This is a genomic window from Halosaccharopolyspora lacisalsi, from assembly GCF_014137975.1.
In the GTDB taxonomy this organism is placed as follows: Bacteria; Actinomycetota; Actinomycetes; order Mycobacteriales; family Pseudonocardiaceae; genus Halosaccharopolyspora; species Halosaccharopolyspora lacisalsi.
Genome location: NZ_JACGWZ010000008.1, coordinates 286,309 through 306,056, shown reverse-complemented (window position 1 = coordinate 306,056; position 19,748 = coordinate 286,309). Strand labels below are relative to the sequence as shown.

The following is a 19,748-nucleotide window of genomic DNA, read 5'->3' as shown; positions in this document are numbered from 1 at the left end:
CTGCGCTGACCCTCGTGTGATCCTTCGCGGCGCGCTGGCCAGTACGAACGGTCGTTTCACGTGAAACGATCCGGCAATCTCGGCAACGCTCCGGTCGGTCACCGGTGCGCTGCCGCGCCTCCCGCGTCCTTCCTGCTCCCGGACGCTAGTCGAATCCCGGGAAGAGGCCGCTGCTCTCGGTCGGTGGGGTGGTGGTGGACGATTCGGACTCGTAGTCGCCGATCAGCAGCGTGATCGACTGGTTCCTGCCGATCTTCGATCCCGCCGGGGGCTGGGTACCGACCACCTTGTCGTCCAGCGACTTGTCCGTGGTCGTCTTCCGCTGCGTGGAGATCGAGCCGTTCCACCCCTGGCTCTGCAGGGCCTGCTTGGCCGCGTCCTCGGACATGCCCCTCAGGTTGCCGGGCACGGTGATCTGCGAGCCGTTGGACACGGTCAGCGTGACCGTGCTGTCCGGTCGCGCGCTGGATCCGCCCTCCGGGTTCTGCTCCAGGACCGTGCCGGCGGGCTTCGGGGAGTCGACCCGGTTGACGGAGACGTTGAAACCGGCGGACTCCAGCGTCTGCTTCGCGGCGGACAGCGGCAGGTTGGTGACGTCGAGGACCCTGGCCTTCTCGATCGCCTCGCCGACCGTCACCGTGATCATGGTGTTCGGCTTGACCTCACCGGTCTCGCTCTGGTCCAGGATCTTGTTGACCTTGCTGGAGTCGGTGACGGTCTTCGTCTCGGGCGTGACGTTGAGCTTTAAGCCGGCCTTGGAGAGGATCTCCTGGGCCTCCGGCATCGTCTTGCCCGTCAGGTCGGGCACGTCGATCATGTCGGGGCCCGAGCCGACGTAGAGCTTGATCGGCTTGTTCGGCCCGACCTGCGTGCCCACCGGGGGAGTGATGTGCACGACCTTGCCCTTCTCCGCCTCGGTGGAGGGCCTCTTGGGGTAGCTCAGCTTCGTCAACCCCAGGTCGTTGAGCGCTCGAGTGGCAGCCGGGACCTGCTGGCCCTGCACGTCCGGTATGGCCACGGTCTTCGGCTCCTCGGGAGTCATCATGACGTAGGCCACCCACGACACCAGCGCGAACACGGCCAGGCACGCCGCCGTGACCAGTCCGATGGTCCATCGTCTGCGGCGCTTGCCGTCGTCCTGCTGCTCCGGGTCTTCGTCGGCGTCGATGGGGGCGACCGCCCTGCGGGTGGTCGCGGTGGACTCGGCGGTGGGCGGGCCGGCCATCATCGAGGTGCGCTCGTCCTCGGTCATGACCATCGGTGCCTTCGGCCGCTGCCCCGAGAGCACCCGCACCAGGTCGGAGCGCATCTCGGCGGCCGACTGGTACCGGTTGTCCGAGTTCTTGCTCAGCGCCTTGAGCACCACGGCGTCCAGCGCGGCCGGGACCTGCTCGTTGTCGTCGGACGGCTTGCGCGGTTCCTCCCGCACGTGCTGGTAGGCCACCGCGACCGGGGAGTCCCCCGTGAACGGAGGTTCCCCGGTGAGCAGCTCGAACAGCACGCACCCCGAGGAATAGACGTCACTGCGCGCGTCGACGGTCTCGCCGCGCGCCTGTTCCGGTGACAGGTACTGGGCGGTGCCTATGACGGCCGCCGTCTGCGTCACGGCCGCCTGCCCGTCGGCGACCGCGCGCGCGATGCCGAAGTCCATCACCTTGACCGCACCGGACTCGGTGATCATGATGTTGGCCGGTTTGACGTCGCGGTGCACGATGCCGTGGCGGTGACTGAAGTCCAGTGCGGCCGTCGAGTCGGCCATGACCTCCATGGCTCGGCGCGGCGCCAGCGGACCCTCCGTCTTGACGATGTCGCGCAGCGTCTGCCCCTCGACGTACTCCATCACGATGTAGGGCAGCGGCCCGTTCTCGGATTCGGTCTCGCCGGTGTCGTAGACGGCCACGATCGCCGGGTGGTTCAGCGCCGCCGCGTTCTGCGCCTCGCGGCGGAAGCGCAGTTGGAACGTGGGGTCGCGGGCAAGGTCGGCGCGCAGCACCTTGACGGCCACGTCCCGGCCGAGCCGGATGTCGCGGCCATGGTGCACCTCCGACATGCCGCCGTAGCCGAGCGTGTCTCCGATCTCGTAGCGATTGGAGAGAAGTCGTGGTGAGCTCATCGCTGCGTAGTCCCGATCCTTGTCCACGGTGGTGCCATCATGCCGACCCGCGGTCCGTGACAGCCGATGTCCCGGGGACAAGGGCGCGGTACGCGGTTCCCGGCGACTTCGTCGCGATACGTTCGGTGGTCGGCGTGCTACGGCACGTACGGTGCCCCTCGCGGGCACTGTGACTGTTCTCCCCGGCACTACCAGGATGCCGTAGCGCATTCTGACTCAGACGATACGTGGAATCCAGACCGAGGAATCTCACAGTGTCGCCCTGCCGGGCAGTGGTGAGGTGTGCGGGTTTCGAGGCGGCCGGCCCCGGTGCCGGACTGCTGCGGGGGTACGTGATGGCCACGGCGAATCCGACGATGACCAGCACGACCACCACGACCACGGCCAGCAGGACCCACAGTCCGGCTCTGCCCGCGGAGACCGGCTGCCCCGGCGGTGGTGCCGGGCCCGGCGGATTCTGGTGCCGTACGGAGTTCTGGGGTGGTACGGCGCCGGGCGGTTGGGTGGTGGGTTGGCCCGGTGGGGCGGGGGTGGGCAGCGGGTTCACCCCGGTAGCGGCCGCGCTGGCGGGAAACTGCTGGGACGGCGGTGGTTGCTGCACCGGGGGCTGTACCGGTTGCGGCACCGGGCGCTGTTGAAAGTGCTGTTGGGGCACCGCCAACGCCGCCGGTGTCGGAAGTGGCAGACCTGCGCGGACGCTGGCCACCGCGTTGGCGAACTCGCCGCCCCCGGCGTAGCGGCGACGTGGGTCCTTGACCAAAGTCGCCTCGATCACGGCGCGCGCTCCCGGCGCCACGTCCGGTGGCAGCGGTGCCGCGATCTCGCGGATGTGCATCATGGCCACGGTCACCGCGTTCTCGGACAGGAAGGGCCGGTGCCCCCTGAGGCACTCGTAACCGACCACGGCCAGCGAGTACACGTCGCTGGAGGGGGTGGCCTCGCTGCCGAGGGCCTGTTCCGGGGCGATGTAGTGGGCGGTGCCCATCACCATCCCGGAACGGGTGACCGGGGCGGCGTCGGCCGCCTTGGCGATGCCGAAGTCGGTGAGTTTCACCGTTCCGGTCGGGCCGACCATGATGTTGCCGGGCTTGACGTCGCGGTGCACGAGGCCGCGCTCGTGGGCGGCCTGCAGCGCGTTGCCCGCCTGCTCCAGCATCTCCATGGTGTGCTCGGTGGTGATCCGGCCCTCCCGCGCGAGGATGGCCGCCAGTGGCTCACCCTCGACGAGCTCCATGACCAGGTAGGCGGTGTCCTCCGGGCCGTCCGGGATCGACGCGGTCTCGCCGTAGTCGTGCACGGCGGCGATACCGGGGTGGTTCAGCGAGGCGGTCGTGCGGGCTTCGGTGCGGAAGCGGTGCAGGAACTCGGCGTCCCCGCACAGCTCCGGCTTGAGCACCTTGACCGCCACGCTGCGGTCCAGCCGGACGTCGACGGCCTGCCACACCTCGCCCATACCGCCGACGGCGATGCGCCGGTCGAGACGGTAGCGCTCGGCGAGAAGTTGGCCGGAGGTCAGCACCTGTCAGCCACCCCCCTGCAGGCCGGCTCGGATGACGGAGCGGCCGATGGGGCCGGCGATCTTCCCGCCGGTGGCGGAGGCGCCCAGGTTGCCGCCGTCCTCCACGATCACGGCGACGGCGATCTTCGGGTTCTCCTGGGGGGCGAAGGCCACGTACCAGCCGTGCGGGTCGGAGCCGCTGCCGTGCTGGGCGGTTCCGGTCTTGGAAGCGATCTGGACGTCGGAGATCTTGCCGCCGCTGCTGGAGCGCTTCTCGGACTGGACCATCATCTTCGTGATGGTGTTGGCGTGCTGCGGCGAGATCGGTCGGCTCATCTCCTGCGGTTGGGTCGTCTCCAGAACCGACCTGTCCGGCGCCGTGGTGCTCTTGACCAGATGCGGTTTCATGAGCGAGCCGTCGTTGGCGATCGCGGCGGCCATCATCGCGCTCTGCATCGGGGTAACTCGCACGTCGCGCTGGCCGATGCCGGTCTGGTAGAGCTGGGGTACTCCCTCGATCGGGCCGAGTGAGGACTTCTCGACGCTCATCGGGATGTCGAGCTCCTTGCCGAAGCCGAAGCTCTGCGCGGTCTCCCGCAGCTTCTGCTCGCCGACGTCCCCGGCGATCTCGGCGAAGGCCGTGTTGCACGAACGCGCCATCGCCTCCCAGAGCGGCGCGGTGGGCAGGGTGCCGCACGTGTTGTTGCCGTAGTTGGGCAGGGTCGCGCTCGTGGTCTTCGGCAGCGGGATGGATGCCTCGGCCGTGACCTGGGTGTTGTAGTTGTACTTGCCGGTCTCCAGCGCGGCGGACGCCGTGATCAGCTTGAAGATGGAGCCGGGCGGGTAGACGTTGGAGATCGCCCGGTTGAGCCTCGGGTTGTGAGCGTCGTTGTTGAGGTCCTTCGAAGCTTCCTGCTGCTCGTCGTAACTGTGACTGGTCAGCCGGTTCGGGTCGTAGGACGGCGCGTTGGCCATCGCCAGGATGTCGCCGTTCTGCGGGTTCAGCGCGACCACCGAGCCTTGGTAGCCCTTGCTGGTCAGCTGCTGGTAGGCGACCCGCTGCATGGCCGGGTTGATCGTCGTCTGGACGTTGCCGCCCTGCTTGTCACCGCTCGTGAACATTTCCGAGAGCCTGCTGAAGGCCATCGAGCCGGCATTGCCGTTGAGCACCTCGTTCTTGGCGCTTTCCAACCCGGTCCTGCCGTAAGCCCACGAGTAGTACCCCGTGATCGGCGCGTAGGCCGGGCCGTTCGAGTAGGTGCGCAGGTACTTGAGGTTGTCGTTGGTCGGCACGGAACTGGCCAGCGACTGGCCGCCCGCGATGATCTGCCCGCGTTCGGTGGCGTAGCGATCGTAGAGCGCCCGCTTGTTATTCGCGTGGTTGGCCAGTTCGTCGGCGCGGACCACCTGCATGTAGGTGACGTTGCCGATCAGCAACACGACCATGGCCATCATGGCCGTGGCGACCCGCCGCAGCGGCTTGTTCATCGGGGACGCTCCACCAGTTCGGTATGTGCTTCGGCGATGGGGGCCTGCTTCGGTTTCGGCTTGCTCGGTGTCTGCGGGCGACGTGCCGCGTCGGAGATCCGCAGCAGCAGGGCGATCAGGATGTAGTTGGCCAGCAGTGAGGAACCCCCCGCGGCCATGAACGGTGTGACCAGCCCGGTCAACGGAATGAGCCCGGTGACTCCACCGGCGATGACGAACAGCTGCAGCAGCAGCGCGAAGGACAGACCGCCGCCGAGCAGCTTGCCGAAGGAGTCCCGCACCGCCAGCGCGCTGCGCAGTCCCCGCATCACCAGCAGCAGGTAGAGCAGGAAGAGGGCCATCAGGCCGATCAGCCCCAGTTCCTCACCGAAGCTGGTGAGGATGAAGTCGGTGGCGGCGTAGGGCACCAGTGTCGGACTCCCTTGGCCGAGTCCGGTCCCACCGATGCCGCCGCTGGCCAGTCCGAACAGCGCACTGCGCAGCTGGCCACCGCTACCGCTGGTCAGCGGGTTCAGCCAGGAGTCCACGCGCTCCTGGACGTGCCCGAATATCGAGTAGGCGAGCACGCACCCGCCCGCGAACAGCGACAGGCCGATGCCGATCCAGATCGCGCGCTCTGTCGCGATGTAGATCATGACGAGCACGATGCCGAAGAACAGCAGCGAGGTACCCAGGTCGCGTTCGAGCACCACGATGCCGATCGACAGCGCCCAGGCCACCAGTACCGGGGCGAGGTCGCGGGCGCGCGGGAAGTCGATGCCGAGGAATCGCCGGCCCGCCGTGGTGAACAGCTCGCGCTTGGACACCAGGAAGGCCGCGAAGAAGATCATCAACAGGATCTTGGCCGGTTCCGCGGGCTGGATGGACAGCGGCCCCACCCTCAGCCACAGCTTCGCGCCGTTGATGGTCGGTGCGATGAATCCGGGCAGGATCGCGGGCAGTGCCAGGGCCACCAGCCCGACCAGACCGCAGATGTAGCTGTACATCGCCAGCGTCCTGTGATCGCTGACGAACTTCAGCACCAGCGCGAACAGCACGAGGGCCAGCGCGGTGTAGAAGACCTGCGAGGGTGCGGCGGGGCCCGACCAGCCGTACGGAGGGTCCTTGATGTTTCCGAGATCCACCCGGTGGATGATGACCAGGCCGAGCCCGTTGATCAGCGCGACCAACGGCAGGATCAGCGGATCCGAGTACGGCGCCCACCGGCGCACCGCGAAGTGCGCCGCGGCGAACAGCCCCAGGAACGCCCCACCGTAGTAGAGGATCTGTGGCGTGAGCCGCGTTTGTTGGCTGACCTCCACCATGACCAGCGCCGCCGTGACGATGACGGTGGCGAAGACGAGCATGATCAGCTCGTTGCTCCGGCGAGCCCGGGGGGTCGCCTCGGAGTCGCCGGAGGGCGTCTCGGTTCCGGTCGCCGGTTGTGACATCAGCTCACCGTCCGGCAGGTCACACCCGGTGTCTGCGTAGCGGTCTCCAACGGGGTGGCGCTACCGACCACCGTCGAGGAGGAGCTCGGTGGGGTGGTGTCGGTCGCCCCCGGCGCGTTCGGTGGCTGCCCCGATGCGGTCGGCGGCCCGGGCTTGTTCGGGTCGGTGGGCGGGTTCGGCTGCCCCGAGGAGTTCGGCGGCTGCGGCGGCTGGTCCGACGGCGGGGGATCCGACTTCTCGCACTCCGGCAGCAGCGCCCGCATCCGCAGGTTGCGGATCGCCTCCCTGGCGTTGTCGAGGCCGTTCACCGGAATGTTCCCGTTGCGCACGTCGGGACGCTGGGCCTGCTTGAGGTCCTTGATGCCGATCGGCCTGCAGCTCTCCGCCGCGCCGGGTGGGCACGACTTCTCGACCTGTCGGTGCAGCGAAATCCCCAACATGCTGCCCTGCACACCTTGGAAGATCACGACTTCGTCGGCTCGGTTGACGCCGATGAAGTACTGGTTGAACACCCACCAGCGCCCCGCGAACACCATACCGGCCAGCACGACGAGGATCCCGCCGGTGACCAGCAGCGACCGTAACCATCGCCGCTTGCGGGGTGGTGGATCGGGCGGAGGGGACTCCTCCAGCCACTGCGGCTGCTGCCGCGCGGGCATCGTGGCCGCCGAAGCCCGCGCCGCCGCGGAGTCCGGTTGCGGGTCCTCGTCGCCGAATCCGGCGGCGCCACCCACGATCGGTGCGTCGTTGCCGAACTCGACGTCGACCACGTCGGCCACGATCACGGTGACGTTGTCCGGACCGCCTCCCTTGAGGGCCAGCTCGATCATCCGGTCGGCGCACTGCTGCGGATCGGAGATCCGCAGCGCCTCGGCGATGGTCTCCTCGCTGACCACGCTGGACAGGCCGTCCGAGCACAGCAGGTAGCGATCCCCGGCCCTGGCCTCGCGCACGGTCAGGCTCGGTTCGATCTCGTGGCCGGTCAGCGCCCGCAGCAGCAGCGAGCGCTGCGGGTGGTTGGCGGCCTCCTCCTCGGTGATCCGGCCTTCGTCGATCAGCGACTGGACGAAGGTGTCGTCGTGGGTTATCTGGGAAAGCTCGCCGTCGCGGACCATGTAGGCCCGGGAGTCGCCGACGTGGACCAGCCCCAGCCTGCTGCCGGCGAAGAGCACGGCCGTCAGCGTGGTGCCCATCCCGTCCAGCTCGGGGTCGCTGGCGACCAGGTCGGAAATGGCACTGTTCCCGGAGACCATCGCATCGCGAAGGTCCCCGAGCAGGTCGTCGCCGGGTTCGTCGTCGTCCAGCGGCGCCAGTGCCGCGATGACGACCTTGCTGGCGACCTCGCCGGCGGCATGGCCACCCATGCCGTCCGCGAGGGCGAGGAGTCGTGGGCCGGCATAGACCGAGTCCTGGTTGTTGGAACGAACCAGGCCGCGGTCGCTGCGGGCAGCGTAGTGAAGGACGAGGGTCATGAGCGCAGCTCGATCACCGTCTTGCCGATTCTGATCGGAACGCCGAGCGGGACCTTGGTCGATCCCGTGACCTTCGTCCGATCGAGGTATGTGCCGTTCGTGGAGCCTAGGTCCTCCACGTACCAATCCGTGCCCCGGAGTGCCAATCTCGCGTGCCGGGTCGATGCGTAGTCGTCATCGAGCACCAGCGTGGAGTCGTCGGCACGACCGAGTGAGATCGGCATGCCGTCCAACGAGATGCGCGTGCCCGCGAGCGCGCCGTGCGTCACCACGAGTTGTCGTGGTGACTTGGTCTTGCTCTTGGGCTGCTTACTCGGGGTTTTCTTGTTCTTTCCAGCCCCCGGAACGGACACACCGATGCCGGGGGCGCGCAGTCCCGAAGCCGAGTGCAGGTCGGAACGCACCACGCGAAGCGCGGCCAGCACGAACAACCAGAGCAGGGCGAGGAACCCTGCTCTGGCCAGCTGAATCACCAGCTCGGACACTTGTTGTGAACGCTCCTGCCTGTCGTCGGATACGGCTCTGCTCAGCCCTGGCTGCGGAAGACCAGGGAGGAGTGGCCGACGCGGATGACGTCGCCGTCCGCCAGTTGCCAAGTCTGGACCGGAGTGCCGTTGACCGTGGTGCCGTTCGTCGATCCGAGGTCGGCGAGCATCGCGGCCTGACCGTCCCACTGGATCTCGATGTGCTTGCGGGAAACACCGGTGTCGGGCAGTCGGAACTGACCCTCCTGACCGCGCCCGACCACGTTGCTGCCCTGCTGCAGCGTGTACGAACGGTTCGAACCGTCGTCGAGCTGCAGCGTGGCGGTGAGCTGGCGCGGTGGCATGGCCTCCGGGTAGCCGCCCGGTGCGGACTGCGGGTAACCGCCGCCGGGTGGCGGGGCGTAGCCCTGGTCGGGGAATCCGCCCGGCGCGGACTGCGGGTAGCCGCCGCCGGGTTGGGGCTGGCCGTAGCCGGGAGGCTGGCCGTAGGGGTCGTAGCCCGGGGGCTGGGCGTAGCCGGCCGGCGGCTGGGGTTGGCCGTAGCCCTGGTCGGGGAATCCGCCCGGCGCGGACTGCGGGTAGCCGCCGCCGGGTTGGGGCTGGCCGTAGCCGGGAGGCTGGCCGTAGGGGTCGTAGCCCGGGGGCTGGCCGTAGCCCTGGTCGTAGCCGGGCTGCTGCCCGTACCCCGGCTGGGGCTGGCCGTAGCCCTGGTCGGGGAATCCGCCCGGCGCGGACTGCGGGTAGCCACCACCAGGTTGGGGCTGTCCGTACCCCGGCTGAGGCTGGCCGTAGCCCGGGGGCTGCTGGGCGTAGGGGTCGTAGCCCGGGGGCTGGCCGTAGCCCTGGTCGTAGCCGGGCTGCTGCCCGTACCCCGGCTGAGGCTGGCCGTAGCCCGGGGGCTGCTGGGCGTAGGGGTCGTAGCCGGGCTGCCCGTATCCGTAGTTGGGGTCTTGCCCGTACTGGCCTTGGCCGTAGCCCTGGTCATACCCGTACTGGCCCTGACCGTAAGGGTCCCCCTGGGGGTAGTGGCCTGGTGGCTGGCTCATGGGTCGGTCTCCTGCGATACGAGGTGTTGCCGGCCGTCGGCTTGCGTCGGGGTCGACGGACGATCTGATTCGAAACTGTCCCGTGTGCAGCGTCTCAGAGCGCTCCAGGGAGACTACGACGTCACCATATGTTTCCCACCCCTGTTCGGTGAGATGCTCCTGCACGCAGTCGGCGAGGAGGTCGGTCACCCGTTGCTCCTCCTCCCCGGCGAGCCGGTCGTGATCGGTGGGGCTGAGTTGCACCACGTAGTGGTTGCAGGCGAGCAGCCGCCCCCCGGCCAATTCCCGCACCTGCAACTCGGCTTCGCGCTGCAGGGATTGGGCAACCTCCTGCGGCACGACCTTGCCACCGAAAACGCGCGCGAAGCTATTACCGACGATGCCTTCGAGCTGGCGCTCGAAACGCTGCACGAGGCCCACGGCAATCCCCTCCACACGTACGACTCCTCGACCCATCGTATCTGGGTCAACGGACCGTGACACCGCCCAGTTCCCAACAGGCCCCCTCCCCCCGGAAAATCACCTCGTGAGCCCGTGCTAAAGTTTTCTCGTCCGGTTCGGCGGCGGAGCTCGCGGACGGCCTCGACGAGGCGGTGAGCGACCCGGTGTCGAGGGCCAGATCCGAGCAGGGTAGGGTTCACACCGGAAGCCACGGGCGAGTGGCGGAATGGCAGACGCGCACGGTTCAGGTCCGTGTGTCCGGAAGGACGTGGGGGTTCAAGTCCCCCCTCGCCCACTCGGAGTCGAGTAAGTCGGCTCCTGTGTGATCGAGCACAGGGAGGCCCCCACCGCGGTGGGGGCCTCCTTTTTGTGCCCCTCCTGTGTGAGCACCCCACGGCACCCACGATGTGGGGAGTGTCTCGCTGCGCTGATCGTGCGTTCGGCTGCAGGTTCGCTTCGTCCGCTGCGTCACGATTCCTCGTGGTCGCGGCGGTCGTCGTCCTCGTGGCCCGCCATGGCCGTGGCCGGTGGGGCGCAGCAGTTGTCGCCGCGCCAGGCCTCGCGGCCCTCCTTCGCGGCGACCGCGGCGATGACCAGGGCCACGATCGGGTCGGCCCAGGACCAGCCCAGCAGGCTGTTGAGCAGCAGCCCCACCAGCAGCACTCCGGACAGGTAGGTGCACAGCAGGGTCTGCTTGGAGTCGGCCACCGCGCTGGCCGAGCCCAGTTGGCGGCCGGTGAACCGCTGGGCCAGGGACAGACCAGGCATGATCAGCAGGGACAGCGCGGCCAGCACGATGCCCACCGTCGACGAGTCGGCGGCCCCGCCGCCGAGCAGGGAGCGGATCGCCTCGACGGTCACGTAGGTCGCCAGGGCGAAGAACGAGACCGCGATGATCCGCAGGGCCGTGCGCTCGCGAGCCTGGCGGTCCGCGGCCTCGCGAGCCGAGAACTGCCAGGCCACGGCCGCGGCCGAGGCGACCTCGATGACCGAGTCCAGGCCGAACCCGATCAGCGCGGTCGAGGAGGCCAACGCGCCCGCCGTGATCGCCACGACCGCCTCGACGACGTTGTAGCTGATCGTGGCCGCCACCAGCAGCCGTACCCGCCGGGTCAGCACCGACCGGCGCTGCGCGCTCGGTTGCCGCGGCGCGGTGGCCGGTGGCGCTGGAGGTCCGCAGCAGTCGTCGTCGCAGTGCTCGGGCGAGGCCTGACGAGGCCGGGAGGGCTCGCTCATGACGCCACCTCTTCCGGGGCGGGTGTCTCCACCGGCCGGTCCTCGGCGCAGGCCGTGGTCGGTTCGACGGCCAGCACGACCTGGACCAGTTCGCGCAGCGCCTCGGCCAGGTGGGCGTCGGCGAGCTCGTAGCGGACCTGCCTGCCCTGGTAGGTGGCCACCACCAGGCCGCAGCCGCGCAGGCAGGCCAGGTGGTTGGACACCTTCGACCGGCTCAGCTCCAGGAGTTCGGCCAGTCCGCCGGGGTAGCGGGTGCCCTCCAGCAGCGCCGTGAGGATCCGACACCGGGTCGGGTCGGCCAGGGCGCGCCCCAGGCGGGCCAGCGCGTCCTCCCGCGTCTCACACGTCACCATGGCTCAAACAGTACAGTCAATGCTGTATTGCAGCAATCGCTGAACAGTACGGTGCTTCGGGGGTCGCGGACACGGACCGGGGCGCCCGCCGATGAGACGATGCGGCCGAACGGTTGCCCCCGGGTCCGCTTTCCGGCTAGAACCGGTTGCGACAGTCGCCGACAGGAACCGAGAGGTCGATGGCGGGAAACAGCCGGGACGCGGGGCGTTCCGTGACGGCACGCGCGCTGAGCGTGCTGACCGCCTTCGACACCGAGCACACCCGCCTGACGCTGACCGAGATCGCGCGGGCGGCCGACATCCCGCTCGCGACCGCTCACCGGCTCCTCGGCGAGCTGGAGGAGTGGGGCGCGCTCCGGCGCGAGTCCGACGGCCGGTACTGCGTCGGACTGCGCCTGTGGGAGATCGGACTGCTGGCACCGGTCTACACCCGACTGCGTCGGGAGGCCATGCCGTTCATGCAGGACCTGCACCAGAGCACCGGCGAGAACGTGCACCTGGCCGTGCGCGACGGTCTTCAGACCGTCTACGTCGAAAAGCTCGCGGGGCGCCGCTCCGCGCCGGTCATCTCGCGCAGCGGTGGACGGTTGCCCCTGCACACCACCGGTGTCGGCAAGGTGTTGTTGGCCTACTCCCCCTCTTCGGTCCTCCACGCCTACTGCGAGGGGACGCTGTCGCGCCCCACGCCTTACACGATCGTGGAACCCGGGCGCCTGGGCCGGGAGCTGTTCGGGGTCCGGCAGCGCGGTTTCGCGCAGACCACGGAGGAGATGACGCTCGGCAGTTGTTCGGTGGCCGTCCCGGTGCGGGTGCACGGTGAGCTCGTCGCATCGCTGGGTCTCGTCGTGCACAGCGCGCGTGCCGACTTCGTGAAGCTGCTCAAGCCCCTGGCCCCGGCGGCGGATTCGCTCGGTCGACGGTTGGCGGAGACCTCCGGCGCCACGGTGGGCTGACCAGCATCGGCCGTTCGGCTCCCGGCTTCACCCGGATGGGGCATCGCCGGGCCGAACTCGCGACACCGCTCGTCTACCGGCCACCGACGGTTCACGGCCGTCGATCGCAGCAACCCCTGATGACCGGCGAAGAACGGACGCGAAGCTGTTTTAGTCGGAGACCGTGAAGCGCGGGAGTCGATACCGGTCTCCCGCGGCCACCGCCGAATGCCACCACGCCTCAAGTGGAGTCCATCGATGCCGGAGTCCCTGATACGCCGAGAGGGAGGCGGAAAACAGTGACCGGAAGATCGCGACGTGTCACGATCGACAGCGAGGTCCGCCCGTGTTCCATCCCGTCCCAGACCACCGCGGAGCTGCCGGACTCCGTGGGCAGGCTCGCCGAGCTCGCGGCTGAGTCGCTGGCCTGGCCGGGCAGCGTGCTCTCACCGGCCAAGCTGCTGGGGCGTCGAGTGGTACCGGTCGCCGAGCTGCTGCCCGACGCGCACGCGGAACGGTTGTGCGTGGGGAGCACCCCCGTGCTCGACCGGACGGAGATCGCCACGTGGGTGTGGCCCGAGATGGAGGACCGCGTTCCACCGCCCGCCGCCCGGGTGACCGGAGTGCTGGCGCCCGCGCGCCATTGGCGTAGCGCTCTGACCGCGGCCGTGCCGTTCGCCCGCTTCACCAGCGCGGCGATCGTGGTGCCGCGCGGTGTCGCTCACGGGAACGAGTTCGTCTCGACGTGCCTGATGCGCGCCCGGCAGTTCGGGATCGCCGTACTCAGTGCCGACGCCGAGAGCGTGCACATCGAACTGGAGGGGCGGTCCTTCGAGGACGCGCCGCCCGTGGAGCACACGGCGGTCTCGCGCTGGGTCAACGAGGTCGCCTACGAACAACTGCTCGCCACGGAGTCCCCGGCCGCGACCAGGAGCTCGCCGCTGTCCTGAGGCCCTCCCGCGGTGCCGCTTCGCCCCGGTGTCCCGTCTCGGACGCACCGCCCACCGCAGCCCTTGCGTTGACCGACTCGTCGTTGACGAGGATTCCGGTCAACCAAGGGCTGTTACTCCGCTCGGACGAGTACCGCTCCGCCGTCGGCGAGCAAAAAGATTCCGGGTTGAAACCTGGTAACGATATTGCTTCTCCGTATTATTTGTGAACTGGTTCGCAGTTTCTTGTTCTGGGGTGTTTTCGTGTGAATGATGATGCCCACCAGGCGATGGGGGAGGAATGGACGAGAAGGTCCTCGAAGGACAGCAGTGGGTCAGCAAAGACCTACGGAGGAATAGCGGGTTACGAGCCGTGCCCGGAAGACGGTGTTACCGGCTGGGCGACGACGTACTCGCTGACCATGGGGCTCCAGCACGAACTGGGTATCGGTCCGGTGGTGGCCAATTTCGGGCCGGGGACGCTGGCCGGGATTCAGGCGCGTCCTGACACCGCGCTCGGGGAAGAAAACGCGAACATCCGCAACATCCTTCAGTGCGGTTTGTTCGCCAAGGGGTACTGGGGCGGCAGCGGGGACGGTACGTACTCGTCCACCACGGACCGGGCTGTCACGGAGATGGCCTACGACATGGGCACCACCAGTCCCGGGGAGCCCCAGTTCGTCACCCCGGAGGTGTTCAAGGCGCTGTTGTCGATGGACGCCTACGTGGTCACCGCCGGCGGTACGGAAAAAGTGCGCCACATACGGCAGTCGCTGATGAAGGCCCTCCAGTACGAGGTCGGCATTCCCGAGGATCTGGCCAACGGCAACTTCGGTCCGGGAACGAAGGCCGGTCTCCGGCGGAACCCGGTGTCGGTCGGTTCGACCGGCATTCTCGTTCAGCTCTTCAGCGCCGCCTGCGTCTTCGACGAGCCGGTCGGCAACGTGCGCACGACGTTCACGCACTCCTTCGACGCCGATCTGGAGGAGTTCGTCAAGATCTTTCAGCGGTTCTCGGCCCTCGACGATACGGGGCGAGGGGACTACCGAACATGGGCGCAGCTGCTCATCTCGACCGGTGACCCCGACCGATCCGCGTCCGGTTGCGACACCCGGTTCACCATCGCGGCGGATCGAGCACGGGCGCTGTTCGACGACGGGTACCGCTACGTCGGCCGGTACCTGGGCGAACCGCCGGAGAGCACGCTGAACAAGGAGCTCCAGCCCGGCGAACTCGCGAACATCTTCGACGCCGGGCTCAGCGTCTTCCCGATCTGGCAGTACAACGCGCGGGAGCTGGCCGACTTCAGCTACACCAGTGGCTTCCAGGTCGCGCTGCGCGCTCACGAGCGTGCCGTTCACCACGGTTTCAACCGCGGAACGGTGATCTACTTCGCGGTCGACTACGACGTGACCCAGGCCGACATCGAGTCCAACATCGTCCCCTACTTCAGCGGCGTGCCGGCCGGGCTGATCAACCAGGGCAAGCGGTACGTGCACGGCGTCTACGGGGCACGGAACGTGGGTGCCGAGGTCACCAAGAGCACCTACGCCCGCTGGTCGTCCGTCTCGGGCATGTCCCGGGGATTCTCCGGAAACCTCGGTTTCCCGCTTCCGGCGAACTGGGCCTTCAACCAGATCAAGGAGTTCACGTTCACCGGGGGCGGTACCGAGTTCGACTTGGACAACGACGTCCACAAGAGTGGGACCGACCAGGGACAGGAGTCCGTCAACAAGCCGTCGACACCGTCGGACGAGTTCGTCGCATACGTCCAGATGCTGTACGACTGGGAACTGAACCACGGCAGCGCGGGCCCGAGTCTTCGGGTCATGGAGTACATACGCTCCGGTTCGCACAACGAATTCCAGTGGAAGAGACTCCTCGGAGGGGTGGACGAAGCGTTCATCGCTTACGCGAACGAGCACGGCGCGTACCTGATGAGGGAGTTCGAGGACAGCTTCACCGGTCACGAGCTGGGTGCCGATACGCGTCCGGGCACACCTATTGCACGGAACTGCTCGCGAAGACCGGAATCAGTTCGTCCTTCGGTTTCCCCGACCTCATCGAGGACGCGGACGGGTACCTGCTCGCCGAGAAGATCCGTGGTGGCACGAACGTCGTCGACGCCGTCCGGCAGCACTACGTCGGCGACGGAAACCTGGGGCGATTCAGCGATTACTTCGACCGGCGTTTCGGGGGGGGGGGACGGTCGGGAACGCGGTGTTCATGGCCCGCAACGTGCTCACCATGGCGGGTGACCCGGTTATCGCGCTCGGCCGGGCGTTCCTGATCGAGACAACCAGCGGTACCGGCGCGCTGCTTCCCGCCATGTTGCCGTTCGACAAGCTCCCCGAGTTCGTCAGGGGGTTCGCCGACACCCCGCTGTTCAGGGCGGGGCAGGAGAACCAGATGCGAGTCGGGGGCCTCGCGCGGCGGCGGAGCGAGTCCTGATGGAAGTTCTGATCGCGGCAGCGTACTTCGCTCCCGTCGTGCTCGTGGTCAAGGTCTTCCATCTGCTCCTGACGCAGCAACTGACGTTGTCCCGTCGTCCCGCCGGGCGGTGGATCGAAGCGGCGGTGCTGTGTGCGTGTGCCGGCCTTACCGTGTTCGCGTTCTCCCCGTTCATCGGATTCGCCCGGAGCACGCGTGAAGTGTGCGCCTCCAGCACCGGGCGCGGCACGGATAGTTTCACAGGACTGGACGGGACCATCTTTCCCAGGTCTTTCGCCTGCCGGTGGGACGACGGGAGCTCGACGGAACTGGTCCCGATGTGGGTGAACCCGCTGATTTTCGCGTGTATCGCGGGTGTGGTCGCGCGCGCCGCGCTTGCCGTCGATGCCGTGGTTCGGAGGAAGGGGGCGGACGATCACGAGTGACCGTTCGACGGATGTTCGAGGGGCCAGTCGTCGCGCCGTGCTGACGGCAGTTCTCGGTGCGGTGGGGAGTGCGGCGTTGTGGAGTGGCGGCTTCACCGGAGTCGCCCACGCACGTGCAGCGACCCCGTCCGGGAAGCTCGAGCGGCGGACGTGGAGCCGGTCCACGTCCGGCAACGGCTGGCCGATCGTCGACGCGGTGCCGGTCCGGGCGATCGAGGGTCCCGACGTCGGCGTGGCGGTGTTGGACGGTGACGTGGGAACCGTGCTGCTCCACGTGGCACGCCGCTTCCACTACGAGATCGACGCACTGCGCAGGGGCGACGTCGCCGGACACACCAGCGAGCGGGAGATCACGGCGACCTGCGAGAGCAACCACCTGTCGGCGACCGCGATCGCGATCCGGCCGCGGTCGTATCCGGTCGGAATCAGCGGGGGACTGTTTCCGAACGAGTTGACGGTCGTTCGCGACGTCCTCCTCGACGTCGGCGACGTCGTCCGGTGGGGCGGCGACGAACAGCTCCCCGAGGAGTCGGACTTCCACATCGCGGTCGGGCCGCGGCATCCGGCCCTGAAGGAGGTCGCGGACAGGACCCGTGGCTGGAACGCCGGGCAGGGAAGGGGAGCGGGAGCGACCAACTCCTGGGAACCGGCGCGCCTCGGGGCCGCCGGAAGCAACCGATGACGCTCCGAAGGTTCGGCCATCCTCCTGACGGCCTTGCGCTTTCGGTTCGAAGAAGGGAAAAACGATGAGAGGGACTAATCGGCTATCCGGTGTGAGAGCACGTCTGTACAGGCGGTTCGCGGCCTTGGTGACGACCGTGGTTTCTTCGGTCGCCTTCCTGCTGCTCGGTATGGCGGGTGTCGCCACGGCGGAGCCCTTCCCCTGCGGAGACAGAGGAACCTGCGCGGAAAACCTGATCGAGCTGAACGTGCGGCTGGGCCCGAGTCTGCCCGAGCCCGTGATGTCGCGTGCTCCGCAGGGCAAGTGGATGGCGCTGCACTGCTGGACGTACGGAGACGTGGTCCACGGCGATTCCGTTCGGTACCACATAACCTGGGTCTCGTCCTTCGACGGCCACTCCGGCTACGTGGCCGGTTACTACGTGGACACCGGCCCGGACCCGGCACCGGGGATCCCGCGCTGCTGACGGACGGGAGTCCTTCGCTGACCGGGTGGGCGGTCCTGCCGCGGCCGTCCACCCCTCCGGGCGTTCCCACTGTCCTGAGGTCCCGCGGGATTTAGGCTGGGGACATGCGCATCGTGGTGGCCGGAGCACACGGCAAGATCGCACAGCAGCTCGGGCGGTTGCTGGTCGCGCGGGGTGACTCGGTCCTCGGGCTGGTCCGCGCTCCCGAGCAGGCCGAGGATCTGCGTGCCGCCGGTGTCGAGCCGTTGGTGGCGGACCTGGAGGAGGTGGACGCGGCCGTACTGGCCGGACACCTGTCCGATGTGAACGCAGCTGTGTTCGCCGCCGGTGCCGGACCCGGCAGCGGTTCGCCGAGGAAGGACTCCGTGGACCGGGCGGCCTCGGCGCTGCTGGCCGATGCGTGTGAGCGCGCGGGGGTACGCCGGTTCCTCCAGGTCAGTGCCATCGGGTTGGACCGTGCGAACCCGGAGGGGATCAGCGAGGTCTTCGCCGCCTACCTGGACGCCAAGCGCGCCGCCGAGCGGGAACTGCGTTCCCGCTCTCTGGACTGGACGGTCCTGCGGCCCGGACGGCTCACCGACGAGCCCGCCACCGGCCACGTCACGCTGGGGGAGTCCCTCGAGCGCGCCGACGTGACCCGCGGCGACGTCGCCGCCGTCCTCGTGGCCCTGCTCCACGAACCCGCGTCGATCCACCGCACCCTCGAACTCGTCAACGGCCCGACCCCCGTCGCCGAGGCCGTCCGGTCCCGCTGATGCTTTCTTGTCGGGTCGTTCGGCTGGAGACGCCTCCCGCATCGTGGTGAACGGACCGTTTGGGCGGTGGGAGTGCCAAAACGGTCCGTTCACCCTTTGGGACAGCGGTCCGGATCCCGACGACAGCCCTGCCGGAAAACCTCGGTGGCGGGGAATTCGCCGAGCGGCGGATGCCGCGGATGTTTCGCGGATGATCCCGGCCGCTCAGCCCGTGCCCAGCACGCGGTCGAGGTGGGGGTTGCGGAAGAGGCCTGCGGGGTCGACCCGCGAGCGGACCCGCAGGAAGTCGTCGAAGCGCGGGTAGAGCTTCCGCAGCGCCTCGGCGTCGAGCCGGTGCATCTTGCCCCAGTGCGGTCGACCGCCCGCGGCGGCGACCACGGACTCGAAGGTGTCGAACCAGTGCCGGTAGGGCATCCCGGCGTACTGGTGGATCGCCACGTAGGCGGTCGGCCGCCGGTACGCCGTCGACATCCACACGTCGTCGGCGGCGGCCACGCGCACCTCCACCGGGAACATCACCGGGTGCTCCAGCGATCCGACGGCCGAGCGCAGCTCGCGGATCACGTCGACGAGCGCTTCGCGGGGAACGGCGTACTCGCACTCGACGAACCGGACGTTGCGGCGGGTCACGAACACGCGGTGCGAGCGGTCGCTGTAGGAGCGGGACGACCACACGGCGCCGGACAGCCGGGTCAGCGGGCGTACGAGTGACGGGATTCGGCTGCCGACGCGGCACAGCGCCCCGAAGGCGTGGTTTTCCAGCACGTCGTACTCGACGAAGTTCCGCAGCGGGTGCAGCGGCTCGGGCCGGGCCCCCGCGGGCAGCCGGTCGTTGCGCTTGACCAGCGTCGCCGAACCGTGCGGGAACCAGTAGAACTCGACGTGGTCGTGGGCCTCCGCGAGCTCGTCGAACCGTTCCAGCACGCCGTCCAGCGGTTCCGGGTGTTCCTCGGCGGCCAGGGCGAAGGCCTTCACGCAGCGCACCGTGACCGTGCTGATCACGCCCACCGCTCCGAGACCGAGCCGGGCCGCCTCGAACAGCTCCGGGTTCTCGGTCGCCGAGCACCGGTGGACGGAGCCGTCGGCCGGCACCAGCTCCAGCGCCTCGAGCTGCGTGGCCAGCCCGCCGAGCGCCGCGCCGGTGCCGTGCGTACCGGTGGCCACGGCACCGGCGACGGTCTGCCGGTCGATGTCGCCCAGGTTGGGCAGCGCCAGCCCCAGTTCGTCGAGTTCGGCGTTGAGCCGGTGCAGCGGTGTCCCGGAGCGGACGGTGACCAGCTCGCCGTCGGTGCTCACGACGCCGCTCCAGCGCGACAGGTCGAGGGCGACGGAGTCGGCACCGGGCGCGCCGATGCCGGTGAACGAGTGTCCGTTGCCCAGCGGGCGCACCGTCCGGCCCGCCCGCTCCGCCGTGACGACCGCCGCCCCGATCTCGTCGGCCCCGACGGGGCGGATCGTGCTCGCGGGGGTGGACGTGACCGTGCCCGCCCAGTTGGTCCAGTCGCGCCGTTGGCGTCGCAATCGGTACCCCTAGCTGTAGCGCCTC

The 19,748-nt window shown here is 68.7% G+C and carries 18 protein-coding genes and 1 tRNA gene; 9 read left to right on the top strand and 10 right to left on the bottom strand.

Annotation, left to right across the window (positions count from 1 at the left end):
• Positions 1-145: 145 nt before the first annotated feature.
• The 7 genes from pknB to FHX42_RS24315 are packed head-to-tail and all read right to left on the bottom strand — an operon-like array spanning position 146 to position 9,952.
• On the bottom strand, positions 146-2,113 hold the full coding sequence (gene pknB, locus FHX42_RS24345) for a Stk1 family PASTA domain-containing Ser/Thr kinase (RefSeq protein ID WP_182546814.1): 1,968 nt from the start codon (positions 2,111-2,113) through the stop codon (positions 146-148).
• Between the two features lie 37 nt (positions 2,114-2,150).
• Complete coding sequence (locus tag FHX42_RS24340; RefSeq protein WP_328796714.1) at positions 2,151-3,632, bottom strand: serine/threonine-protein kinase; 1,482 nt, start codon at positions 3,630-3,632, stop codon at positions 2,151-2,153.
• Between the two features lie 3 nt (positions 3,633-3,635).
• Positions 3,636-5,099: a peptidoglycan D,D-transpeptidase FtsI family protein gene (locus tag FHX42_RS24335; protein WP_182546772.1), complete on the bottom strand. Its 1,464-nt coding sequence runs from the start codon at positions 5,097-5,099 to the stop codon at positions 3,636-3,638.
• Positions 5,096-6,529, bottom strand: a complete 1,434-nt coding sequence (locus tag FHX42_RS24330; protein ID WP_182546771.1) for an FtsW/RodA/SpoVE family cell cycle protein — start codon at positions 6,527-6,529, stop codon at positions 5,096-5,098. Before FHX42_RS24330 ends, FHX42_RS24335 begins: the two co-directional genes overlap by 4 nt.
• Positions 6,529-8,001, bottom strand: a complete 1,473-nt coding sequence (locus FHX42_RS24325; RefSeq protein WP_182546770.1) for a PP2C family protein-serine/threonine phosphatase — start codon at positions 7,999-8,001, stop codon at positions 6,529-6,531. The genes FHX42_RS24330 and FHX42_RS24325 overlap by 1 nt, the downstream gene beginning before the upstream one ends.
• Entirely contained in the window at positions 7,998-8,486 is a 489-nt protein-coding gene (locus FHX42_RS24320) for an FHA domain-containing protein FhaB/FipA (protein ID WP_182546769.1), read from the bottom strand. The genes FHX42_RS24325 and FHX42_RS24320 overlap by 4 nt, the downstream gene beginning before the upstream one ends.
• 41 nt (positions 8,487-8,527) lie before the next feature.
• Positions 8,528-9,952 (bottom strand): FhaA domain-containing protein, encoded by a 1,425-nt coding sequence (locus tag FHX42_RS24315; RefSeq protein ID WP_328796719.1) that lies wholly within the window; start codon positions 9,950-9,952, stop codon positions 8,528-8,530.
• A 233-nt stretch (positions 9,953-10,185) separates the two neighbouring features.
• Between FHX42_RS24315 and FHX42_RS24310 the strand changes: the two genes are divergently transcribed.
• A tRNA-Leu gene (locus tag FHX42_RS24310) sits at positions 10,186-10,268 on the top strand.
• A 173-nt stretch (positions 10,269-10,441) separates the two neighbouring features.
• Here the strand turns inward: FHX42_RS24310 and FHX42_RS24305 are convergent.
• Together FHX42_RS24305 and cmtR are read right to left on the bottom strand one after the other, a co-directional pair.
• Positions 10,442-11,209, bottom strand: coding sequence for a cation transporter (locus FHX42_RS24305; protein WP_182546767.1), 768 nt, complete (start codon positions 11,207-11,209; stop codon positions 10,442-10,444).
• Positions 11,206-11,562 carry a Cd(II)/Pb(II)-sensing metalloregulatory transcriptional regulator CmtR gene (cmtR, locus tag FHX42_RS24300; protein WP_182546766.1) on the bottom strand — a complete coding sequence of 119 codons (357 nt, stop codon included), beginning with the start codon at positions 11,560-11,562 and terminating at the stop codon, positions 11,206-11,208. Before cmtR ends, FHX42_RS24305 begins: the two co-directional genes overlap by 4 nt.
• 179 nt (positions 11,563-11,741) lie before the next feature.
• Between cmtR and FHX42_RS24295 the strand changes: the two genes are divergently transcribed.
• The 8 genes from FHX42_RS24295 to FHX42_RS24265 all read left to right on the top strand — a co-directional run bounded on the left by FHX42_RS24295 (position 11,742) and on the right by FHX42_RS24265 (position 18,202).
• Positions 11,742-12,515: an IclR family transcriptional regulator gene (locus FHX42_RS24295; protein ID WP_182546765.1), complete on the top strand. Its 774-nt coding sequence runs from the start codon at positions 11,742-11,744 to the stop codon at positions 12,513-12,515.
• 278 nt (positions 12,516-12,793) lie between these two features.
• Complete coding sequence (locus FHX42_RS24290; RefSeq protein ID WP_235987857.1) at positions 12,794-13,444, top strand: hypothetical protein; 651 nt, start codon at positions 12,794-12,796, stop codon at positions 13,442-13,444.
• Positions 13,445-13,689: 245 nt separating this feature from the next.
• On the top strand, positions 13,690-15,681 hold the full coding sequence (locus FHX42_RS24285) for a glycoside hydrolase domain-containing protein (protein WP_220480792.1): 1,992 nt from the start codon (positions 13,690-13,692) through the stop codon (positions 15,679-15,681).
• Positions 15,650-15,874 (top strand): hypothetical protein, encoded by a 225-nt coding sequence (locus FHX42_RS26075; RefSeq protein ID WP_220480791.1) that lies wholly within the window; start codon positions 15,650-15,652, stop codon positions 15,872-15,874. The genes FHX42_RS24285 and FHX42_RS26075 overlap by 32 nt, the downstream gene beginning before the upstream one ends.
• On the top strand, positions 15,874-16,299 hold the full coding sequence (locus FHX42_RS24280) for a hypothetical protein (RefSeq protein WP_182546764.1): 426 nt from the start codon (positions 15,874-15,876) through the stop codon (positions 16,297-16,299). Before FHX42_RS26075 ends, FHX42_RS24280 begins: the two co-directional genes overlap by 1 nt.
• Positions 16,300-16,336: 37 nt before the next feature.
• Positions 16,337-16,981: a hypothetical protein gene (locus FHX42_RS24275; RefSeq protein WP_182546763.1), complete on the top strand. Its 645-nt coding sequence runs from the start codon at positions 16,337-16,339 to the stop codon at positions 16,979-16,981.
• A gap of 136 nt (positions 16,982-17,117) precedes the next feature.
• On the top strand, positions 17,118-17,447 hold the full coding sequence (locus FHX42_RS24270; protein WP_182546762.1) for a hypothetical protein: 330 nt from the start codon (positions 17,118-17,120) through the stop codon (positions 17,445-17,447).
• A 104-nt stretch (positions 17,448-17,551) separates the two neighbouring features.
• Complete coding sequence (locus tag FHX42_RS24265) at positions 17,552-18,202, top strand: SDR family oxidoreductase (protein WP_182546761.1); 651 nt, start codon at positions 17,552-17,554, stop codon at positions 18,200-18,202.
• Between the two features lie 204 nt (positions 18,203-18,406).
• Here the strand turns inward: FHX42_RS24265 and FHX42_RS24260 are convergent, their stop codons facing one another.
• Complete coding sequence (locus FHX42_RS24260; RefSeq protein WP_182546760.1) at positions 18,407-19,723, bottom strand: D-arabinono-1,4-lactone oxidase; 1,317 nt, start codon at positions 19,721-19,723, stop codon at positions 18,407-18,409.
• Positions 19,724-19,748 lie beyond the last annotated feature (25 nt).

What these genes read in the sequence shown, in the direction of transcription:
- cmtR (WP_182546766.1), bottom strand. Translation starts at nt 11,562, where the DNA reads ATGGTGACGTGTGAGACGCGGGAGGACGCGCTGGCCCGCCTGGGGCGC.
- FHX42_RS24295 (WP_182546765.1), top strand. Translation starts at nt 11,742, where the DNA reads ATGGCGGGAAACAGCCGGGACGCGGGGCGTTCCGTGACGGCACGCGCG.
- pknB (WP_182546814.1), bottom strand. Translation starts at nt 2,113, where the DNA reads ATGAGCTCACCACGACTTCTCTCCAATCGCTACGAGATCGGAGACACG.
- FHX42_RS24325 (WP_182546770.1), bottom strand. Translation starts at nt 8,001, where the DNA reads ATGACCCTCGTCCTTCACTACGCTGCCCGCAGCGACCGCGGCCTGGTT.
- FHX42_RS24305 (WP_182546767.1), bottom strand. Translation starts at nt 11,209, where the DNA reads ATGAGCGAGCCCTCCCGGCCTCGTCAGGCCTCGCCCGAGCACTGCGAC.
- FHX42_RS24335 (WP_182546772.1), bottom strand. Translation starts at nt 5,099, where the DNA reads ATGAACAAGCCGCTGCGGCGGGTCGCCACGGCCATGATGGCCATGGTC.
- FHX42_RS26075 (WP_220480791.1), top strand. Translation starts at nt 15,650, where the DNA reads ATGGCCCGCAACGTGCTCACCATGGCGGGTGACCCGGTTATCGCGCTC.
- FHX42_RS24330 (WP_182546771.1), bottom strand. Translation starts at nt 6,529, where the DNA reads ATGTCACAACCGGCGACCGGAACCGAGACGCCCTCCGGCGACTCCGAG.
- FHX42_RS24280 (WP_182546764.1), top strand. Translation starts at nt 15,874, where the DNA reads ATGGAAGTTCTGATCGCGGCAGCGTACTTCGCTCCCGTCGTGCTCGTG.
- FHX42_RS24265 (WP_182546761.1), top strand. Translation starts at nt 17,552, where the DNA reads ATGCGCATCGTGGTGGCCGGAGCACACGGCAAGATCGCACAGCAGCTC.